We start from the raw sequence: 19,378 nt of genomic DNA, 5'->3' as shown, positions 1-19,378 counted from the left end.
GGTGACCGCCTGGTCCTGCGAGGCATCCTGCCCCTTTGGTCACCCGGAGATGGGCCGTCGCCGCTCTTCCAAGGCCTCGGTGGCAGTGGTGCGGTCGAGTCGGATGCCGAACTCTTCCCAAGCGATCCAGATGACGTCTTCGGCGTTGGCGGGCAGACCGCCGAGCTCGCCGCCATAGCGGGAATGGGCGAGCTCGGCGGCGCCCCACGCGAGGATGTTCTCGCGGTCCTCTGCCAGGGGGTCGCTGTATGCGGCCACCACCAGTTGCCACAGCATCATCGGCCCGCTTCCTGCCCGCTGTGCGAAGGCCTCTCCGAGTCTCATCCGCGGTTGGTGAACAGTGAGGGTCACTGGCGGCCGTGCCAGTCGAGGCAGACGACCATGGCATCGTCCTCGGCATCGATGGGGCCTCGGTGTCCGGCGAGTTCCTGAAGCACCGCGCGGGGCACCTGTGAGGGGGGAAGCAGGCGGGTCGAGGTCATGGCGCGGATGAGGGCCCTCTCGCTGTAGCGTTCGCCGGCCGGTGAGGCGACGTCGTAGACGCCGTCACTGACGAAGAAGAGACGGTCGCCGGGCAGAACGGTGAACGGCTGAGCCGTGTAGATGGTGTCTTCGAACATGCCGAGCGGAAGTTGCGCATCCAGTTCGATCGGTTCGGCCTTGCCCTGCCGCAGGCGCCACATCTTCGGTGATCCGGCATCCACGATCTCCACCTCTCCGGTCTCCAGGTCGAAGCTCAGGAGGAGGACGGAGAGGTGGGCGGCTCCGTGGTAGTGGCCGTAGATGGCTTGGTCGGCGAGGAAGGCCTGGTCGGTCAGTGAGAGTCCGGCTCGGCGAGCGTTGCGCAGTGCGTTGACGGCGAGGTTGGTGAGGAGAGCGGCTTCGATGCCCTCGCCCATGCCGTTGGTGACAGTGAGGGTGAGGTGGTCGGCGGAGGTGGACCAGTCGAAGTTGTCGCCGTAGATCGCGTAGGCGGGCTCGAGCTGTGCCCCGATCTCGTACTCGGGCCGTGCGCAGGAGCGGCCGGGCAGCAGCTGCCACTGCATTTCGGCGGCGAGCGTGAGCCGACTGGCTCGGCGGGCCTGGAGGTACAGGTCCGTGTCGCGCTCGGCCACGACGATCTCGTGGCCGAGGATCTCCGCGATGTCCTGCAGTTCCCGCTCGGTCTGCGGCGTGTAGTGGTCCTCGGGGAGGCAGACGGTGAGGACGCCGATGCGGTCCCCTCGCACGCTGACCGGAAAGTGAGCGATCACCTCGGTGGCGCGTGCGGGTCTCTCCACGTGGGGGTGCTGGGACCCGAAGGCACGCCCCGGAGCGCTGGCATGTACGGGTACGGGCTCAGCCGTGTAAGGGAGGGCGTTGACGGGTTGCAGTATGGTCATCGCGTAATCGGCCATGAGCAGGTCGACGGAGGCGGCCGTGTAGTGGGTGGTGAGCGCGTCCCGCACCGCTTCGAAGAGGGCGTGGGGAGGAGCTCCGCGTAGTGCGCGTTCCACAGCCGAGAATCTGTCCACCGTTCGATTACCACCTGTTCAAGAAGAATGAGCGAAAGGAGCGGATGGCCTCTTATGTCCCAGAGACTGACAAGGCCGTTGCAAAGTGTCACAGTTGAGGGCATGCATTCCGAGACTTCTCCAGGCGCCGACCGGGATGCTGCCGCATATGCCGCCCGGGAGGTCATCGAGCTGCTTGAGGTGCTCTGGAACAAGGGTCGGGACATGACGTCGCCCGCCCCGGTGTCGTCCTCGCAGCTGCGCGTGCTGTACATCCTGGACCGCGACCAGCCGATCAATCTGCGCACTCTTGGTGAGGTGCTCGGGTCGGCACCGTCCTCGGTGAGCCGGATGTGTGACCGTCTGGCCGCGCTGGGCTTCGTCGAGCGATCTCCCAGCTCGGCCAGCAGGCGGGAGCTGGAGCTACGCCTGTCGAGCCGCGGGGAAAGCTACCTGAGGGACCTGCGCGGTCGCCGTGAAGCCGCGCTGCTCGACGTCATCTCCGCCATGCCACCCGCGGAGCGCGCAGCGCTCGCGGCCGGCCTGGGCAGCTTCCGCCTCGCCGTCGAAGACGCCGCCTCCAAAGCCGCTGGTGACGCAGCGGAGTCCGCCTGACCATCGGGCACGGTCGGCATGTCGTCCGCTTCACAGGTTCACCTGCCTTTGTCTCGAGCGTGCGACCGCGGGCCGGGCACGCAGACGGGCCGCACTGGGTAAGGGTCTTCCTCCGACGTACAGTTGTCAAACGGCAACAGTTTCCGCACGGTAACCAAATCGGGCGACGGGCGGGAACTGGTGCGGGGACAGGTCCCGCCCGCCCGCGGGTTCTAGGTGTCTCCGCGCTCGGTCACCGCCCAACGCAGCCGCTCCCGCGCGATGTCACACGCCTCCTTGACCGCTTGGATCTGGCCTGCGGAGGGCGGCAGGGCTGCGGCGATGGCGCTCGCGAAACGCGCCCGCATCTCCTCCACCGCTTCCGCGCCCGCCGGGGTCAGCGCCAGCAGCGCCCGGCGGCGGTCACCGGCGTGGGAGCGCCGGGCCAGCAGCCCCGCGCCCTCCAAGCGCCCGCACAGGCGGCTGGCTGACGCCGGCGTGATGTCCAACGCCCTCCCCAGCTCGGTGAGCCCCAGCGTCGCCGACCTCTCCACTGCCGCCAGGGCCCGCAGCGTCAGGTAAGGGACGGGGCCGGGAGCGTGCAGATCCGCGTACTCCCACAGAGCGACCAGCGCGGCCGCCGCCTTCATCGCGTCCGCGTCGCGCCGGGCCGCCGCTCCGGTCCCCTGCGCCCCGGTCCCGGGTACCTGTGCGTCGCTGTCTCTCATTTACCGCTCGGGTGGGTTCCTGCCTGTTTGTTTCCCTGCTGGTGCCCCGCATCGACTGCGACATACGCGCTCTCCGCGGGTTTCGGCGGCCATCGGGCTCCATGTACATTTGCCGCGCGACAACTATTGCGAAGGTGGATGGATATGAACGCCAGTGAGCCAGAGGCTCGCATCCATGTCCTCGCGGCCTTGCGGGAACAGCCCGAGAAGGTGGCCGATCGTTGGGTGCAGCTGCAGTTGGAGCAGGCGGCCCTCGGCAACGGGATGACCGAGGCCGAGCTGCGGGAGGAGGCCGACGCACTGGTCGATGCACTGCGCTCCGGTCTGGAGAGCGAACAGCCGGCAGAACGCGTAGTTGCCACCCAGCCGGTGTTGCACCAAGCGATCGTCGAGCTGTCTCTGCGGCGCGCACGGGGCGGGGCCACGCCGACAGCGACGTCCCTGGCCGTGCTGGCGCTGAAAGAGGCGCTGCTTGAGGCGGTGCAGCACCTCACCCGCGAGGCCGGCACTCTCTACGCGGCGGCACTGCTGGTCAACCGGCTTCTGGACGCTGCCGGCGCCCTGTGCTTCGAGACGTACGTCGAGGGGCGCGAGGAGATCATCCGGCGGCAGAGCCGACAATTGCTCGAGGTGTCCACCCCTGTGGTGCGCCTGTGGGACAAGGTCTTGGCGGTACCCCTCATCGGCACACTCGACACCACACGCACGCAGGTCGTCATGGAGAACCTCCTGGAGGCGATCCAGCGGGACGAGGCTCAGGTAGCGATCATCGATATCACCGGTGTACCGACCGTGGACACCGCGGTGGCCCACCATCTGATGCAGACGGTCAACGCGGTACGCCTCATGGGGGCGGACTGCTTGATCAGCGGTATCCGCCCGCCGATCGCCCAGATCATCGCCCAGCTGGGCATCGATCTGTCCCCCATTCTGACCCGCGCGACACTCGCTGACGCGCTGGCCGCCGCGATGACCCTGACCGACCAGCCTGCCCAGCGGGCCGGCTCCACGGCGATCCGGTGAACGCCCCCGCCGGCGCCGGCGTACCCATCCTGCGCCTGGGCGACGTCCTGGTGACGGGCCTGCTCGACGAACTCGACGACAAGTCCGCCATAGCCTTCACCGATGAACTGGCCCAGCGCATCGTCGCTGACCGCGCACACGGCGTTCTGATCGACATCTCACGGCTGGAACTCATCGACTCCTTCGTCGCGCGCACCCTCATGGAACTGACGACCACCGCCCGCCTTCTGGGGGCACGGGTGGTGGTGGCAGGCATGCGTCCCGCTGTGTCCATCACGCTGGTGGAGCTCGGCCTGAGCCTTACCGGGGTCGAGACCGCCCTCAACGCCGAGCAGGGCATGACCGCGCTCGGCTGGTACCGAGCTGGCCGGCCTCAGGAAGGGGCTGCCGATGCTCCCCCACGGTGACCTCGACAAAACCCCGCACACCCCATCCTCAGCCTCTACTGCCACCGGGCCGGAGCCCGGCGACACTGTCACCGCCCAGCCCCTGCGTTCCGAGGAAGACCTGCTGGCCCTACGTCACGCCGTGCGGGCCGCCACGCTGCGCGCCGGCTTCGGCCTGGTGGACCAGACACGGATTGTCACCGCCGCCAGCGAACTCGCGCGCAACGCCTACATCCACGGGCACGGGGGGATCTTCGAGCTCGAGACCATTCGGCGAGCCGGCCGAATCGGGCTGCAACTGTCGGTATCCGATCGTGGGCCCGGGATCCCGGACCTCGACACGGCCTTCGTCGACGGATTCACCACCGGATCCGGCCTCGGCCACGGACTGGGCGGCGCTCGCCGTCTCATGGACGAATTCCACGTGCGGACCGCTCCGGGACAGGGAACCACCATCGTCGCGGTGCGCTGGAACTCGCGCCCATGACCCCTGCCCCGGGGATGCCAACTCTCCACATCCCCATCGACCACCACAGCGCCGTCCACGTGGCCGCGGCCCAAGCCCGGGACGTCGCACGGGCCTGCAGCCTGCCCGGCGCGCTGCCGGACCGGGCAGCGGTACTCGCCAGCGAACTGGCCAGCAACATTGACAAGCATGCCCGCAACGGAGCCATCTACCTCCAACCGGCCGCCGCCGGCAGCGGCATGGACATCATCGGCGTGGACCACGGGCCGGGCATCGCCGACATCGACCTGAGCTTCACCGACGGATACAGCACCACCAACACCCTGGGGGCAGGTCTGGGGGCGGTATGCCGCATCGCCACCGACTTCACCATTCGCTCCGAAGCCGAGTACGGCACCCTGGCACACGCCTGGATCGCCGACCCCCAACTGACTCGGCAACCAGACGCGGCGGTAGGCGCGTTGTGCCTGCCCGCAGCCGGGCAGCGGCAGTGCGGCGACAGCTACGCCGTAGTCCGCCATGGAAGGACATGGACCGGACTCGTCCTCGACGGGCTGGGACACGGCCCCGAAGCCGCCATGGCTGTCCAGCGGGCGGTGCGGACCTTCCGCCCTCTCGCCGACCATGGCCTCGCAGAGATCCTGACCGCCATCGACAGGGCGCTCCGGCACACCCGCGGCGCCGCGGCAGCGGCTGTCCGCGTGCACGGCGATCGTGCTGAGTACTGCGGCATCGGCAACATCCGAGCCCTGGCACTCTCGCCCCAGGGTGTCCAGCAACAACTCATCGGTCAGCCGGGGATAGTCGGGTACAACATGCCGCCGCCACGGACCCACACTCTGCGATGGCACAGCCGCGACTCTGTCGTACTCGTGCACACCGATGGAATCGATCACAGGTGGACATGGGACGCGTCCCCCACATACCTGCGTCTTCCCCCATCACTGATGGTCGCCTCACTGGTCCACAGCCACCGCCGACGCCGCGATGACGCCACTGCCCTCGCCTTCGGCTCCTCACAAGGGGGGACATGTCCCGCGACACCTTCCGTACCCTGACCGCTCTTCGGCGCACGGCACGGACCATCGCACTCTCGCATCACCTCACCGCTGAGCAACGTGCCCGCCTCGTCCTGACCCTCAGCGAAGTGGCCGCGGCTCCGCTCGGCCGCGGGCGGCTCGTCACCCTCACCACCGACCGTCGGCCGGGCGACGCCGGCACCGAGCACCTGGTCATCACCCTCCGCTTCCCCCATCCGGGCTTGAAAACCACGCTGGACCCGCAGCGACTGCCACTGCCCGGCCACACTGCTCCCGACGGCTCCATGGTCTGGCATCTGCCCATCCGCCCGATCACCGACCGGCCTCCGCGGACCGTGCTGCCCTCACCCAGCACTCCGCAGACACGAAGCGCCGCAGGCTTCCCAGCCACGGCACCCTTCGCAGCACGTGACGTCGACCACGCCCTCGTGGAAGAAGAACTGCGCGCAGCACTTGCCCGCGGCGACGCCCTCGCCGCGGAGCGCCGTCGGCTCGAACACGAACTCGCGGAGACCAACAGCGGGGTGCTGGCCCTCTACGTACAGCTCGAAGAACGCGACGAACAGCTGCGCACGGCACACGGGCGGACTCTGCGGGCCCTGGAGGACGCGCTGCGGCCCCGGCCTCTCACCGTGGATGGTGTCGAGCTCGCCGTTCACTACGCCCCCGCCAGTGACGACGAACCCACCGGAGGGGACCTGTACGACTGGTTCACCCTGCCCGACGGAACGCTCCACATCACCATCGTGGACGCTCTGGGGCACGGCGTCACCAGTACAGGCACCGCCCTGACCGTGACCCATGCCGTGCGGACCCTGGCGCTCGAAGGTCACCCGCTCGAAACGATTGTGCAGCGTACGGACCAGGTGCTGGCGCCCTTCGACCACAGTGTGATGGCCACCGTCCTGCTGGCAAGGCTCGACCCCGCGAACGGCGAGCTGAGACTGGCCAACGGCAGCCACCCGCCTGCCCTCCTCATCCGCCCTGACGGAACGGGTACCTACCTGGAAGTCCGCGGCCGCGGCATCGGTTACCCCAAACCGGGCAGCGAGCGCGTCCTCAGCACGACCCTTCAGCATCAGGACTTGCTGATCCTCTACACCGATGGCCTCACCGAAAACCGCCGTGACCCTCCTGAAGGAGAACGGCTCCTCCTCCAGTCCGCCCAGCGACACCGCCACAAGCCCACCGATCGCATCCCCGCGGACATCGCCGCGGACATACTCACCCACGTCCTGCACCCCGACGACACGCTCGCCCTGGCTGTCCGCCTTACCCGCGCGCCCAACTCCTGAAGCGCTGTTCCGGGCACGGTGTCGCCCCCGCCCCCGCGTTCCACCGTCACATGGTCGGGCTGCCGTCGTAGGCATCCACCAGATACGGGTGACCGCTCCCACGGAGTCCCGCAGTTGAACCGGCGCAGGTGTGGAGCTGTGGTCGGACGGGCATACGAGCGCCAAGACCCCGCCGTGCCTCCCCCGTCACGGCGGGGTCTGTCGGTGTTACGGACTCTCATGCTCCCGGCCTGGTGACAGCCCGAGCTGGTGTCCAGAATTCGGGCCGATACGGCTGTATCAGAGATCTCGGCACACAGGAATAGTTGCCCTTTCCAGGGATGTCGGGATCTGGCCAGCACGCGCGAATCGCGCTCCAGGGCTCGATTGCCCATGTGACGCCGCGTGGGTTAGCCTTCAGCGTATTTGTCATACGGCAATGGTTAAGTGTCGAAAGAATGGCATGGGGCCGCCCACTCCGGGTGTGCGTCTGCTCGGTCTTTTCGTCGTGGCATCTGAGTGGAACGAGGTTGGTCATGGCTGAGACGGCGGTCGAGGATTCGCGTTCGGTGCCGCGGTCGCGGCCTCCCCGTGGGGGCGGCATGGTGGGCGAGTCGGAGCTGCGGCAGTTGCTCGCCGGTCTTACGGCGGTACGCGACGGTGACTTCGGAACCCGGCTCCCCGACGAGGCAGACGGGCTGATCGGTGAGATCGCCACCGTCTTCAACGGCATGGTGGACCAGTTGTCGTTGTTCACCTCCGAAGTCACCCGCGTCGCCCGCGAGGTCGGCAGCGAAGGCCGGCTGGGAGGTCAGGCCCAGGTACCCGGCGTCGGCGGCGTCTGGCGGGATCTGACCGACTCGGTGAACTTCATGGCCGGCAACCTCACCGACCAGGTCCGTAACATCGCGCAGGTGACGACCGCTGTTGCCAAAGGCGACCTGTCCCAGAAGATCACCGTCAACGCGCGCGGTGAAATCCTGGAGCTGAAGAACACCATCAACACCATGGTCGGCCAGCTCTCCTCGTTCGCCGACGAGGTCACCCGTATGGCGCGCGACGTGGGCACCGAAGGGATCCTCGGCGGCCAGGCCGACGTCAAGGGCGTCTCCGGCACCTGGCGGGACCTGACCGACTCGGTGAACTTCATGGCCGGCAACCTCACCGCCCAGGTCCGCTCCATCGCGCAGGTGGCCACAGCCGTGGCCAAGGGAGACCTGTCCCAGAAGATCGACGTGGACGCCCGCGGCGAGATCCTGGAGCTGAAGGAGACCATCAACACGATGGTCGACCAGCTCTCCGCCTTCGCCGACGAAGTCACCCGCGTCGCCCGAGAGGTCGGCACCGAGGGCCGGCTCGGCGGGCAGGCCGATGTCAAGGGCGTCTCGGGTACGTGGAAGGACCTCACCGAGTCGGTCAATGTGATGGCCGACAACCTGACGGCCCAGGTACGTTCGATCGCCGAAGTCACCACCGCAGTGGCCCAGGGCGACCTGTCGCAGAAGATCCGGGTCGACGCCCGGGGCGAGATCCTGGAGCTGAAGGAGACCATCAACACGATGGTCGACCAGCTCTCCGGCTTCGCGGACGAGGTCACCCGCGTCGCCCGAGAGGTCGGCACCGAGGGCAATCTCGGTGGGCAAGCCACGGTCCGTGGGGTGTCCGGCACGTGGAAGGACTTGACGGACAACGTCAATGTGATGGCGTCGAACCTGACGGGGCAGGTCCGTTCGATCGCGCAGGTGGCCGCGGCAGTGGCGAGGGGCGACCTGTCTCAGAAGATCACGGTTGAGGCGAAGGGTGAGGTCGCGGCGCTCGCGGGCGTGATCAATACCATGGTCGACACGCTTTCGGCGTTCGCCGACGAGGTCACGCGTGTGGCGCGCGAGGTGGGCACGGAGGGCATCCTCGGCGGCCAGGCCCGGGTCCCCAACGTGGCCGGTACCTGGAAGGACCTGACCGACAACGTCAACTCGATGGCGAACAACCTGACCGGCCAGGTACGCAACATCGCTCTCGTCACCACCGCCGTCGCCAACGGTGACCTGTCGAAGAAGATCGACGTGGACGCCCGGGGCGAGATCCTGGAGCTGAAAACCACGATCAACACGATGGTCGACCAGCTCTCCGCCTTCGCCGCCGAGGTCACCCGCGTCGCCCGCGAAGTGGGCAGCGAGGGCCGGCTGGGCGGCCAGGCCGAGGTCGAGGGCGTCTCCGGGACGTGGAAGCGCCTGACGGAGAACGTCAACGAGCTCGCCGGGAACCTGACCCAGCAGGTACGTGCCATCGCCGAGGTCGCGAGCGCGGTGGCCGAGGGCGATCTGACCCGCTCCATCACGGTCGACGCCTCCGGTGAGGTCGCCGAACTCAAGGACAACATCAACTCCATGGTGGAGTCGCTGCGCGAGACGACCCGGGCCAACCAGGAGCAGGACTGGCTGAAGTCCAACCTGGCACGGATCTCCGGCCTGATGCAGGGGCACCGTGACCTCGCTGTGGTCGCGGAGCTGGTGATGGACGAACTGACGCCGCTGGTGTCGGCCCAGTACGGGGCCTTCTACCTGGCCGAAGAGGCGCCTGACGGCACCGAACTCACCTTGGTGGGCTCCTACGGCCGTCCGGCGGACTTCACCGAGCACGCCCGCTTCAAGCTGGGTGAGTCCTTGGTGGGTCAGGCTGCGCGCAGCCGTCGGACCATCAGTGCCGAGGGCGTGCCCGCGGATTACGTCAGTATCTCGTCCGGGCTCGGCCAGTCCGCACCGGGCAGCCTGATCGTGCTGCCGGTCGTGGTCGAGGACCAGGTCCTGGGCGTGATCGAGCTGGCATCGTTCACGCCCTTCACCACGGTGCACCGGGACTTCCTCGAGCAGTTGATGGAAACACTGGGCGTCAACGTCAACACGATCGTCGCCAGTGCCCGCACCGACGAGCTGCTGGACGAATCGCAGCGGCTGACCGCGGAGCTCCAGGTCCGGTCGGAGGAGCTGCAGGTGCAGCAGGACGAGCTGCAGCGTTCCAACGCCGAGCTGGAGGAGAAGGCCGCGCTGCTGGCCGCGCAGAACCGCGACATCGAGACCAAGAATTTGGAGATCGAGCAGGCACGGCAGGAGCTGGAAGCCAGGGCTCAGCAGCTGGCGCTGGCGTCCAAGTACAAGTCGGAGTTCCTGGCCAACATGAGCCATGAGCTGCGTACGCCGCTGAACAGTCTGCTCATCCTGGCGCAGTTGCTGGCACAGAACCCCACGCGCAACCTGACCCCGAAGCAGGTGGAGTACGCGGGCATCATCCATTCGGCCGGGTCGGATCTGATGCAGCTGATCAATGACATCCTGGACCTGTCCAAGGTCGAGGCCGGGAAGATGGATCTCAACCCTGAGCGGGTTCCGCTGCGCCAGCTGCTCGAGTACGTCGAGGCCACGTTCCGGCCGATGACGACACAGAAGAGCCTCGAGTTCACGATCAGCGCCGCCCCCGGCGTACCGGCCGACCTGCTGACCGACGATTCCCGGCTGCGGCAGGTGCTGCGCAACCTGCTGTCCAACGCGGTCAAGTTCACCGAGCGCGGCAGCGTGGAGCTGCGCATCGAGGTCGCTGCGGAGCATGAGCTTCCCCCTGCCGTGAACCGGGGTGAGGCGGTGCTGGCGTTCCGCGTCAAGGACACGGGCATCGGTATCTCCGAGCAGCAGCTGGAGGCGATCTTCGGTGCCTTCCAGCAGGCGGACGGCACCACCAGCCGCAAGTACGGGGGCACCGGGCTGGGGCTGTCCATCAGCCGGGAGATCGCCCATCTGCTGGGCGGTGCGGTGACTGCCCAGAGCACTCACGGGCAAGGCAGTACGTTCACTCTCTATCTGCCCGTCGAGCGGGCCGACTGGGAGACACCTGCCGCCGGAGCAGCCGCACAGGCAGCAACGGACGCAGGATCCCGTACCGCAGGTGGCAGCCAGGCGGCGCCCCGGCCGGCGCCGGCGCCCCGGCAGAAACGTCGACTGCTGGTCGTCGAGGAACGCACTCGCGGTCTGCTGTCCCTGGTGGCCGAGAGCGCGGTCGCCGACCTGTCCGGGAACCAGGACCTTCCCAAGCACATGGCGGACATCGAGGTCATCACCGCCGTAGGTGCGCAGGAGGCGGCCGAGAGTCTGGCCGCCGGTCCGTTCCACTGCGTCGTCCTGGAACTCGACATGCCCAAGGACGAGGCGCTGCGGTTCCTCGATGCCATGGACGGTGACGCGGCGGTGACGACCGTGCCCGTCCTCGCGCACAACAGTCGCCGCCTGGAGCCGACTCAGGAAGAGAAGCTGCAGACCCGTTCGGACAGCCGGCCGCTGGAACTGATCTCCAGCCTTGACGAGCTGCGCGAGCGGATCGCCCTGCACCTGTCCGCCGAGGAGCCCGGCGACGTACTTCCCCTGGTGCGCCCTGAGGAGACCCGCCGGCAGCCCTCGCAGCCCATCGACGGGACCCTGGCCGGCCACACGGTGCTGGTGGTGGACGACGACGCCCGTAACCTGTACGCCATCAGCGGCATCCTGGAGATGCACGGCACGAAGGTCCTGCATGCCGAGAACGGCCGCCGGGGCATCGAGACACTGCGCGAGCACCCCGAGATCGACCTGATCCTGATGGACGTGATGATGCCCGAAATGGACGGCTACGCCGCCACGTCCGCGATCAGAGAGGATCCCGCCCACGCCACGCTGCCCATCATCGCGGTGACGGCCAAGGCCATGCCGGGAGACCGGGAGAAGAGCCTTGCCTCAGGAGCGAGCGACTACGTCACCAAGCCCGTGGACGCCAACGACCTCATTGCCTGCATCAGGCGCTGGCTGGCCGTCTAGGGAGTGATGCGGGCCAGCCGGCTCAGCAGCCCTCCTGCCTTCCCCTCCCCTCCCTCCGCCGAACGAGGAGTCAGCAGCACAGTGAGCACTCCTGAGCATGTTGGAGAGCCCGTCGCCGACGACGGGCTGCTGACGCCCGCTCGCTCAAGCCCGTCCCCTGCCCCCTCCCGCCCGGCGGACGACGACGGCTCGCGGACGGTACCGGCGCTCTCACCTGGTTCTCAGACCTGGCAGGCTGCCGCAGAAGCGCCGAGGGGAGCCGTCACCGCGGGAATCGCTGCGGCAACGCAGGTACGAGAAGAGGGCACCGGGCTGGGCAGGCTGGCAGCGACGGTGGAGCGGCTGCGCGGCGAGATCCGCGCTGCGCAGGCTGCGGCTGACGGCCGCGCTCTGATTGAACTCGCGAAAGGCGTGCTGATCGAACGGCTCCAGTGCGGGCCCGCCGTGGCTGCCCAGCAGTTGGCAGCGCTGGCCGACGAGTCGGGTGTGTCACAGCTGGAGCTGGCAGCGGACATCGTCAATCAGGCGGCGCATGACCACGTCACCGACGTGGCCAATGATTTCGTCCAGCGGACGAACGGTGAGACGAGCGCTGCGGAAGACAGCACGTCCGTCGGCGTGCGTCTGCGTACGGCGGAAAGCGGCGCCCTGGCGGCGGGAGACACCCAGGCGGTTGCCGAGTCGCTCCTGGAACACGCTCTGACGCCACTGGGTGCCAACGCCGTCGCCGTGTGGACGGCGGGTTCGGACGCCTCGTTGACCCTTGCGGGACACGCCGGGTTCCCCACGGACGAGGCCGGGCGCTGGCGCTACGTACCGCCCGGTGTGTCGACGCTGGCCCGCCAGGCGCTGGCCGAGCGGCAGGCCGTGCGAGTCGCGTCCTGGTCCGCGGCAGGCCTGCCTTCCATCGGCTGGGCACAGAACCCGAGTGGCGGCCGTGTAGCGCTTCCGGCTGGAACCGGCGGTCGCGTCCACGGGATTCTGGAAATCTGCTGGCCGGGTCCCCTGGAGCCTCAGCCGCCGCAGATCGTGCGCCAGATCGAGGCGCTGGCCGAGCTGTGCGCTCATACCCTTGAGGGCCGGCCGGGTGCGGCTGCCTCCCCCCGCGGGCATTCCTGGACGACCAGGCCGGACCTCAGCGAGCTGGTCGATCTCGCAGAGGGCCTGTACGACCCGGCGCTGGTCCTGGTTCCATTCCTCGAACCCGACGGTCAACTCGCCGACTTCCGGATTCATCACGCGAACAGTCACTTCGTCGATCCCGCGGGTCGCTCACGCAGTGCTGTGAACGGAGCGCTGCTGCTCGAGGCCTACCCCATGGCCGTTGGCGGCAGCGAACTCTTCGAGAAGATAGAGCGGGTCTACGCGACCGGTGAGCCGTTCCGTGCCCAGCGGATGACGCTCACCGCCCTGGTCGACCAGGTCCCTCTTGCCTCCGTCGCCGACATCAGTGTCAGTCGCCACGGCAGCAGCGTGCTTCTCATCTGGCGCGTCGAGGACGAGACAGCCCGCCTGGCCAGCCTCCTCCAGCACGCTCAACGTCTTGGCAGGATCGGCGGGTTCGAGGAGAACGTCGCCACCGGTGAGATCACCTGGAACGACCAGCTGTTCGATCTCTACGGCCGTACCCCCAACACCAGCCCCGTGCCGTTGGAAGAGCTCACCGCCCACGCCCACCCGGACGACGCCGTCACCATCGGCCGCTTCCTGCGCGCCGTCCTGCACCACAGGCGGCCGGCGTCCGCGGCCTTTCGCCTGCAGCGCCCGGACGGTGTCACCAGGCACATCCGCGTGATCGCCGAGCCGGTCCTCGACGCCGACCACCGCATGCTGGCGGTGCGGGGCGCCTACCAGGACATCTCCGCGCAGCACTGGACCGAAGTGGCCCTGGCGGCGACCCGCGACCAGCTGGCGCACACCGAGCAGCAGGCTGCTGAACGCAACCGTATGACCCTGCAGCTGCAGCATGCCATCATGCCGCCGGCTCAGGCCCCGCTGGACAGTCCCGGCCTGCAGATCGCCGTGCGCTACCGGCCGGCCGAGTCCGAGTCCATGGTGGGCGGTGACTGGTACGACGCCGTTGTGCTGCCCTCCAAGAAGATCATGCTGTGCGTGGGAGACGTGGCCGGACATGGCATTGAGGCCGCGACCAGCATGGTGGTGCTGCGTAACGCCATGCGAGGTCTGGCTGTCACCGGCGCAGGGCCGGGTCAGCTGCTGTCCTGGCTGAACACCGTGGCTCATTACCTGACCGAACACGTCACGGCCACGGCGGTCTGTGGCCTGTACGATCCCGAGCAGCACACCCTGCGCTGGGCCCGGGCAGGACACCTCCCTCCGGTCCTCATCCGGGGCCAGAAGGCGACCACGCTGCGCACGGTCAGCGGGATACTCCTCGGTGCTCTCTCGGAGACCACGTACGAGGAGGAGGAACTGCAGATGGAGCCCGGTGACACCCTGCTGATGTACACCGATGGGCTCGTCGAGCGCAGGGACCAGTCGGTCCAGGACTCCCTGGCCCAGTTGCTGACCAACGCCCGGATACCGACCACCACACTGGAGCAGCGGCTCGATGGGCTGCTCACGCACAGCAAGTCCGACACCGATGACGACACATGCCTCATCGGTGTTCAAGTTCTGTGAAGCAGGTGCCGGGTTCCGCCGCAGTACCGGGGCGCCGGCATCAGTGTCCCGTTCAGCACCGACCGAAGAAGGCGATCTGGCGCTATGGCCGATGACGCTTACCTGTTCCTGCTCACCGACCGTCAGCCACGGCTGGGCGCAGCTCTCGCCGCCGTCGGCGCCCTGGAGTGTGCGGAGACGCCGGCCGTACGCGCCTGGCTGCACGCCCACGAGGTCTCCGCTTCGTCCGACCACCTCAGGATTGTGCCTGCCGAGCTCGAGGCGTTCATCCCTGAGGAGGCCGAGCGCCTGCCTGTTCCTCTGAGCGAGGAAGAGGCGGTGCGCGTGCATCAGGAATGCGCGCCCCAGGCGGTCACCGAAGTGGAGAGCGAACTGCTGGAGTTCCGGGACACCACCCATGACTGGGAAGCTCTCGTGCACCGGGCTTTGACCGCCGGCATTCCCGCGCCGCGCATCGCCCAGCTCACTGGTCTGGACCCTCAGGACATCGGCCGCCTGATCCAGCCATGACCTCATGGGCGGTGCCGAATGTGCGTCGCGCGCGTGCCGGACGAGAGGGACACCTGATGGGCAACGTATCAAGGGGTCGGGTGCGCGTCGCGCTCAGCCGCGTGGACCGGTCGGTCTTCGAGAAGGTGGCCGCCCGTTCCTGGCCGGGAGCGGAGCCGGTGCTGCCCCGGCTGAGCAGAAGCGCCAACCACGGGCTGCTCTGGTTCGGTATCGCTGCGGGGATGTGGGCCGTGGGCGGGGTGCGCAGCAGGCGTGCGGCGGTGCGCGGGGCGGCGTCCCTCGCCCTGGCCTCGGCCACCGTCAACACCCTCGGTAAAGGGGCGGTCCGGCGGGAGCGTCCCGTGCTGGATGCGGTACCGGTGATACGGCACCTGGCACGCCAGCCTGTCACGAGTTCGTTCCCCTCCGGGCATGCCGCATCCGCGGCCGCGTTCACTGCGGGTGTGGCGCTGGAGTCGCGCCGCTGGGGGGCCGCGCTCCTGCCGGTCGCGGCTTCCGTCGCGTTCTCTCGCGTCTATACCGGCGTGCACTATCCCAGTGATGTGGTGGTGGGCGCCGGCCTCGGAGTGGGCGCGGCCTACGCGGTACGGGGGCTGGCGCCTTCACGTGCCCAGTTGCCCGCCCCGGCGCGGCCGCGCGCTGATGCGCCGGCGCTGCCCGAGGGAGAGGGACTGATCCTGGTCGTCAACCCCTCATCCGGCGCTCAGCCGCAATTCATGGACCCCGTCAGGCAGTTGCAGGACGCGCTGCCCCGCGCGGAGGTCGTTTTCCACGAGGAGAGCGCGGGCTCTCTTGCTGAAGTGATGGACCGGGCAGCCGGTGAGGCGGCTGCGCGTGGCGGGGTGTTGGGCGTATGCGGAGGGGACGGCACCGTGAACGCCGCGGTCGCGCCGGCGCTGAAGGCCGGTGTGCCGCTGATGGTGGTTCCCGGTGGGACGTTCAACCACTTCGCGGCGGACCTGGGCGTGGAGACGGTCGCGGATGCCTGTGCCGCCTTGTCCGCCGGTCACGCGGTGCGCGCTGACGTCGGTCGGATCCGACCACGTGGGCGAGCGGGAGAGGACCGCGAGACGGGCGAGGAGGTGGCGTACTTCCTCAACACCTTCAGCCTTGGCGTGTATCCCGAGCTCGTACGCGTGAGGGAGCGTTGGTCGCCGCGTATGGGCGGTCCGGCCGCCACACTGGCGGGCGTCGTACACGTTCTGCGTACTGCCCGTCCTTTGCCGGCCGTGGTCAACGGCAAGCAGCAATCCCTGTGGCTGCTGTTCGCCGGCAATGGGGCCTACCGCAGCGTCGGTCTGGCACCGGTGCGGCGTCACGATCTGGCGGACGGGCTGCTGGATGTACGGGTCGCGCGCGGCGGGTTCTTCGCCCGGACGCGCCTCCTGGTGACGGCGATCGCGGGAGGCTTGGCCAAGACCCGCCTGTACGCGGCGGCGCGTCCCACACGACTGTTGGTCTCCGGGCTGCCACGGGAGGCGCACATGGCCTACGACGGCGAAGTGGTCCCCGCTCCCGCCTCCTTGTTGCTGGACAAGCTGCCAGAGGCGCTGACGGTCTATCGTCCGGTGGCTGAATGAGCTGTGGCCGACCGTGGGCATAGGCTGGTCTGGATGCTCATGTGTCATCGCCCCGGAGGAACGTCCCGAGCGCGCCACAGCTGTGAGGTTCTTGCCCAGCAGTACAAGGAGGAGTCCCCGTGTCCCAGCGACTGACAAGGCCGTTGCGAAGTGTCACAGTTGAGGGCATGCATTCCGCGACTTCTGCAAGCGCCGACCGGGATGCTGCCGCACAGGCCGCCCGGGAAGTCATCGAACTGCTCGAAGTTCTCTGGAACAAGGGCCGCGACACCACATCGGCGGCTCCGGTCTCGACCTCGCAGCTGAGGGTTCTGTACATCCTGGAGCGCGACCAGCCGATCAACCTGCGCACCCTCGGTGAGGTGCTCGGATCTGCACCGTCCTCGGTGAGCCGGATGTGCGACCGACTCGACGCGCTGGGTTTCGTCGAGCGCTCCCCCAGCTCGGCCAGCCGGCGGGAGCTGGAGCTGCGCCTGTCGAGCCGCGGGGAAGGCTACCTGAAGGACCTGCGTGCCCGCCGCGAAGCCGCTCTGCTCGACGTCATCTCCGCCATGCCGCCCGCAGAGCGCGCAGCGCTCGCAGCCGGCTTGAGCAGCTTCCGCCTCGCCGTCGAAGACACCAGTACGCGGGGAGGCGAATCGGACGGCGGTACGACGTCGTCTGCCGAATCCGCCTGAGCGGGAGCCGCCTGAGCCGCAGCGTGGTGTCCGGCCCACGCGCGAACCGCTGCTCCCCTGCCCGGCGCACCCGTGTCACGGCCCCGGACCGGGGTCGGGGCGTATCGGTTCGGTGATGCCCGCGCGAGCCGCTTCGAGCTGAGCGGCGAAGGCGACACCCAGGAAGAGAGCGATGCCGGTCACATTCGCCCACAGCAGGAGGGCGACGAACGCGGTCAGCGGACCGTACACCGCTCCGAACGATCCGCTGTTGTTGACGTAGAGCGCGAGAAGCCATGTCGCGGCCACCCACAGGAGCAGATGGATGCCTGAGCCGAAAATGAGCCAGGTGTAGCCCGGCTGGTCACGGCGAGGAGCCCAGCGGAAGATCACAGCCGAGGCGACGGCCGCGAGGAGGACCCCGACGGGCAGGTGCAGGTGATGCCACCAGCCGAGCAGAGACGGGGGCCAGTGCAGCGCCTGGACCACTGCCTGCCCGATGTCCCGTCCGGCGACCATGGCAAGGAATCCCCCTCCGAGCGGGAGGCCGGCACACAGGGCGAGGAGCACACCTCTGCCGTACTTGCCGGCGAAGGGACGGTCACGCTCGATGCCATAGATACGGTTGCAGCCGCGTTCGATCTGCCCCATAGCCGCTGCGAGGTTGATCACGGCGAAGCCGAGGCCCAGCCACATGGCCACGGCTCCGGCAGTGTCTGCGCCCGCGCTGCGCCGGGTGTCGGAGAGGGCCTGCTGCACCAGCTCTGTGCCGGTGCCGGGGATGATCTGGGCCAGGGCCAGTTCAATGGCCTGACCCACGCTTTCCGTGTGCATGGTCGTGGCGATCCCCACCAGGGCGATGGTGAACGGCACGATGCCGAGGACGACTTGGTATCCCAGGGAGCGGGCGGAGCTGAACCCGTCGGCGTAGCGAAAGCGTGTGAAGGCGTCGATGAACAGCTTGCGTCCACCGTAGTGCCGCAGCGCGGAGAAGGCTTCGTCGCCGGAGAGTTCTTCGCCGACCATGTCCCGCGTCTGCGGTACATGCACTACCGTTCCCATCGGTCCTCCCCAGAGCCGAGACAGGGTCGGCGAGCGGCAGTGTTCGGCCTCACATGAGAACGCGGGCAATCGGCTCCGTCCCGGTTGCCAGGGGCGGAGCCGATTGTTCGAGACAGCTGCTGCGCAGCCAGGCCTGGTCCGCGCGCCTCAGTGGGTGGTCAGCATTCCTGCACGCAGCCGCGCAAGGATGCGGGTGAGCAGGCGTGACACATGCATCTGTGACACACCGAGACGTTCGCCGATCTGCGCCTGGGTGAGTTCTTCGACGAAGCGGAGGTGGAGGATGCGGCGGTCTCGGTCCTCGAGCTCGTTGAGGAGCGGGGCCAGCGTGTGGAAGTTCTCCACGAGTTCCATGGCCGGGTCCTCCGCGCCGATGAAGTCGGCCAAGGCGGCGTCGTCGTCCTCGCCACCGTGGAGCGCCGCGTCGAGGGAGGTGGAGTTGTAGCCGTTGGAGGCCATCCGGGCCTCGATGACCTCATCCTCGGAAAGGCTCATCAGGTCGGCGAGTTCGCGGACCGTGGGGGAACGGCCGAGGCGGGTGCTGAGCTCCTCGGTCGCCTTGGCGAGTTCGACGCGAGCCTCCTGCAGGCGCCGCGGCACGTGCACGGCCCACGAGGTGTCGCGGAAGAACCGCTTGATCTCGCCGACGATGTACGGCACGGCGAACGTGGGGAACTCGACTTCCCGGGAGAGCTCGAACCGGTCGATCGCCTTGATCAGCCCGATCATGCCGACTTGGACGATGTCTTCCATCTGGTCCCCGCGGCTGCGGAACCGTCCGGCGGCGTAGCGGACGAGCGACATGTTCATCTCGATGAGGGTGTTCCGGGCGTACTGGTACTCCGGTGTGCCCTCTTCCAGAACGGTCAGCCGGTCGAAGAACAACCTCGACAGGGCGCGGGCGTCCTTCGGCGCAAGCTTCTCCGGGTCCTCAACCACCGGCAGCTCCGCGACACCCGCTTCCGTCACCGCTGTCATAGCCACCGAAGTCGTCATCGTCCTGCCCCTCCCACGTCACACAGCCTCGTCGATCCCGGCGAGCCAGTGAGCCGCGCCTACCCGGTCTCGAACGTCTCATGCGGACG

16 protein-coding genes are annotated in these 19,378 nt (G+C 68.3%); 11 read left to right on the top strand and 5 right to left on the bottom strand.

Features of this window, described 5'->3' with window-relative positions:
• Positions 1-39 precede the first annotated feature (39 nt).
• On the bottom strand, positions 40-279 hold the full coding sequence (locus BKD26_RS31705; RefSeq protein ID WP_084905407.1) for a hypothetical protein: 240 nt from the start codon (positions 277-279) through the stop codon (positions 40-42).
• 68 nt (positions 280-347) lie between these two features.
• Complete coding sequence (locus tag BKD26_RS31700) at positions 348-1,514, bottom strand: PP2C family protein-serine/threonine phosphatase (protein WP_084905405.1); 1,167 nt, start codon at positions 1,512-1,514, stop codon at positions 348-350.
• Positions 1,515-1,616: 102 nt separating this feature from the next.
• Here BKD26_RS31700 and BKD26_RS31695 point away from each other — a divergent pair, with 102 nt between their 5' ends.
• The gene (locus BKD26_RS31695; RefSeq protein ID WP_084905440.1) at positions 1,617-2,108 is read left to right on the top strand and encodes a MarR family transcriptional regulator; all 492 of its coding nucleotides are present in this window, start codon (positions 1,617-1,619) and stop codon (positions 2,106-2,108) included.
• Positions 2,109-2,320: 212 nt separating this feature from the next.
• Here the strand turns inward: BKD26_RS31695 and BKD26_RS31690 are convergent, their stop codons facing one another.
• Positions 2,321-2,815 carry a MarR family transcriptional regulator gene (locus BKD26_RS31690; protein ID WP_084905403.1) on the bottom strand — a complete coding sequence of 165 codons (495 nt, stop codon included), beginning with the start codon at positions 2,813-2,815 and terminating at the stop codon, positions 2,321-2,323.
• Positions 2,816-2,959: 144 nt separating this feature from the next.
• Between BKD26_RS31690 and BKD26_RS31685 the strand changes: the two genes are divergently transcribed.
• The 10 genes from BKD26_RS31685 (at position 2,960) to BKD26_RS31640 (ending at position 17,252) form a co-directional block, all read left to right on the top strand.
• On the top strand, positions 2,960-3,838 hold the full coding sequence (locus BKD26_RS31685; RefSeq protein ID WP_084905438.1) for an STAS domain-containing protein: 879 nt from the start codon (positions 2,960-2,962) through the stop codon (positions 3,836-3,838).
• The gene (locus BKD26_RS31680; protein ID WP_084905401.1) at positions 3,835-4,245 is read left to right on the top strand and encodes an STAS domain-containing protein; all 411 of its coding nucleotides are present in this window, start codon (positions 3,835-3,837) and stop codon (positions 4,243-4,245) included. Before BKD26_RS31685 ends, BKD26_RS31680 begins: the two co-directional genes overlap by 4 nt.
• A complete protein-coding gene (locus BKD26_RS31675; protein ID WP_241518951.1) occupies positions 4,223-4,711 on the top strand; it encodes an anti-sigma regulatory factor in 489 nt (162 codons plus the stop codon). The genes BKD26_RS31680 and BKD26_RS31675 overlap by 23 nt, the downstream gene beginning before the upstream one ends.
• Entirely contained in the window at positions 4,708-5,748 is a 1,041-nt protein-coding gene (locus BKD26_RS31670; RefSeq protein ID WP_084905397.1) for a SpoIIE family protein phosphatase, read from the top strand. The genes BKD26_RS31675 and BKD26_RS31670 overlap by 4 nt, the downstream gene beginning before the upstream one ends.
• Complete coding sequence (locus tag BKD26_RS31665) at positions 5,721-7,025, top strand: PP2C family protein-serine/threonine phosphatase (RefSeq protein ID WP_084905395.1); 1,305 nt, start codon at positions 5,721-5,723, stop codon at positions 7,023-7,025. Before BKD26_RS31670 ends, BKD26_RS31665 begins: the two co-directional genes overlap by 28 nt.
• Positions 7,026-7,540: 515 nt before the next feature.
• A complete protein-coding gene (locus tag BKD26_RS31660; protein WP_084905393.1) occupies positions 7,541-11,842 on the top strand; it encodes a HAMP domain-containing protein in 4,302 nt (1,433 codons plus the stop codon).
• Between the two features lie 81 nt (positions 11,843-11,923).
• Positions 11,924-14,485: a GAF domain-containing SpoIIE family protein phosphatase gene (locus BKD26_RS31655; RefSeq protein WP_241518947.1), complete on the top strand. Its 2,562-nt coding sequence runs from the start codon at positions 11,924-11,926 to the stop codon at positions 14,483-14,485.
• Positions 14,486-14,569: 84 nt separating this feature from the next.
• Positions 14,570-14,995, top strand: a complete 426-nt coding sequence (locus tag BKD26_RS31650; protein WP_084905390.1) for a DUF6003 family protein — start codon at positions 14,570-14,572, stop codon at positions 14,993-14,995.
• Positions 14,996-15,051: 56 nt separating this feature from the next.
• Positions 15,052-16,575, top strand: coding sequence for a bifunctional phosphatase PAP2/diacylglycerol kinase family protein (locus BKD26_RS31645; protein WP_084905388.1), 1,524 nt, complete (start codon positions 15,052-15,054; stop codon positions 16,573-16,575).
• A gap of 167 nt (positions 16,576-16,742) precedes the next feature.
• On the top strand, positions 16,743-17,252 hold the full coding sequence (locus BKD26_RS31640; protein WP_084905386.1) for a MarR family transcriptional regulator: 510 nt from the start codon (positions 16,743-16,745) through the stop codon (positions 17,250-17,252).
• Positions 17,253-17,327: 75 nt separating this feature from the next.
• Here BKD26_RS31640 and BKD26_RS31635 read toward each other — a convergent pair whose 3' ends face one another.
• Both BKD26_RS31635 and BKD26_RS31630 read right to left on the bottom strand, forming a co-directional pair.
• Entirely contained in the window at positions 17,328-18,293 is a 966-nt protein-coding gene (locus BKD26_RS31635; protein ID WP_084905385.1) for a YihY/virulence factor BrkB family protein, read from the bottom strand.
• 147 nt (positions 18,294-18,440) lie between these two features.
• Positions 18,441-19,289 carry an RNA polymerase sigma factor SigF gene (locus BKD26_RS31630; RefSeq protein ID WP_107418061.1) on the bottom strand — a complete coding sequence of 283 codons (849 nt, stop codon included), beginning with the start codon at positions 19,287-19,289 and terminating at the stop codon, positions 18,441-18,443.
• Positions 19,290-19,378 lie beyond the last annotated feature (89 nt).

Source organism: Streptomyces sp. CB03238 (genome assembly GCF_002099185.1).
Lineage (GTDB): Bacteria > Actinomycetota > Actinomycetes > Streptomycetales > Streptomycetaceae > Streptomyces.
The sequence above is the reverse complement of the archived record's forward strand: the minus strand, read 5'-3'. Positions and strand labels throughout refer to the sequence as shown.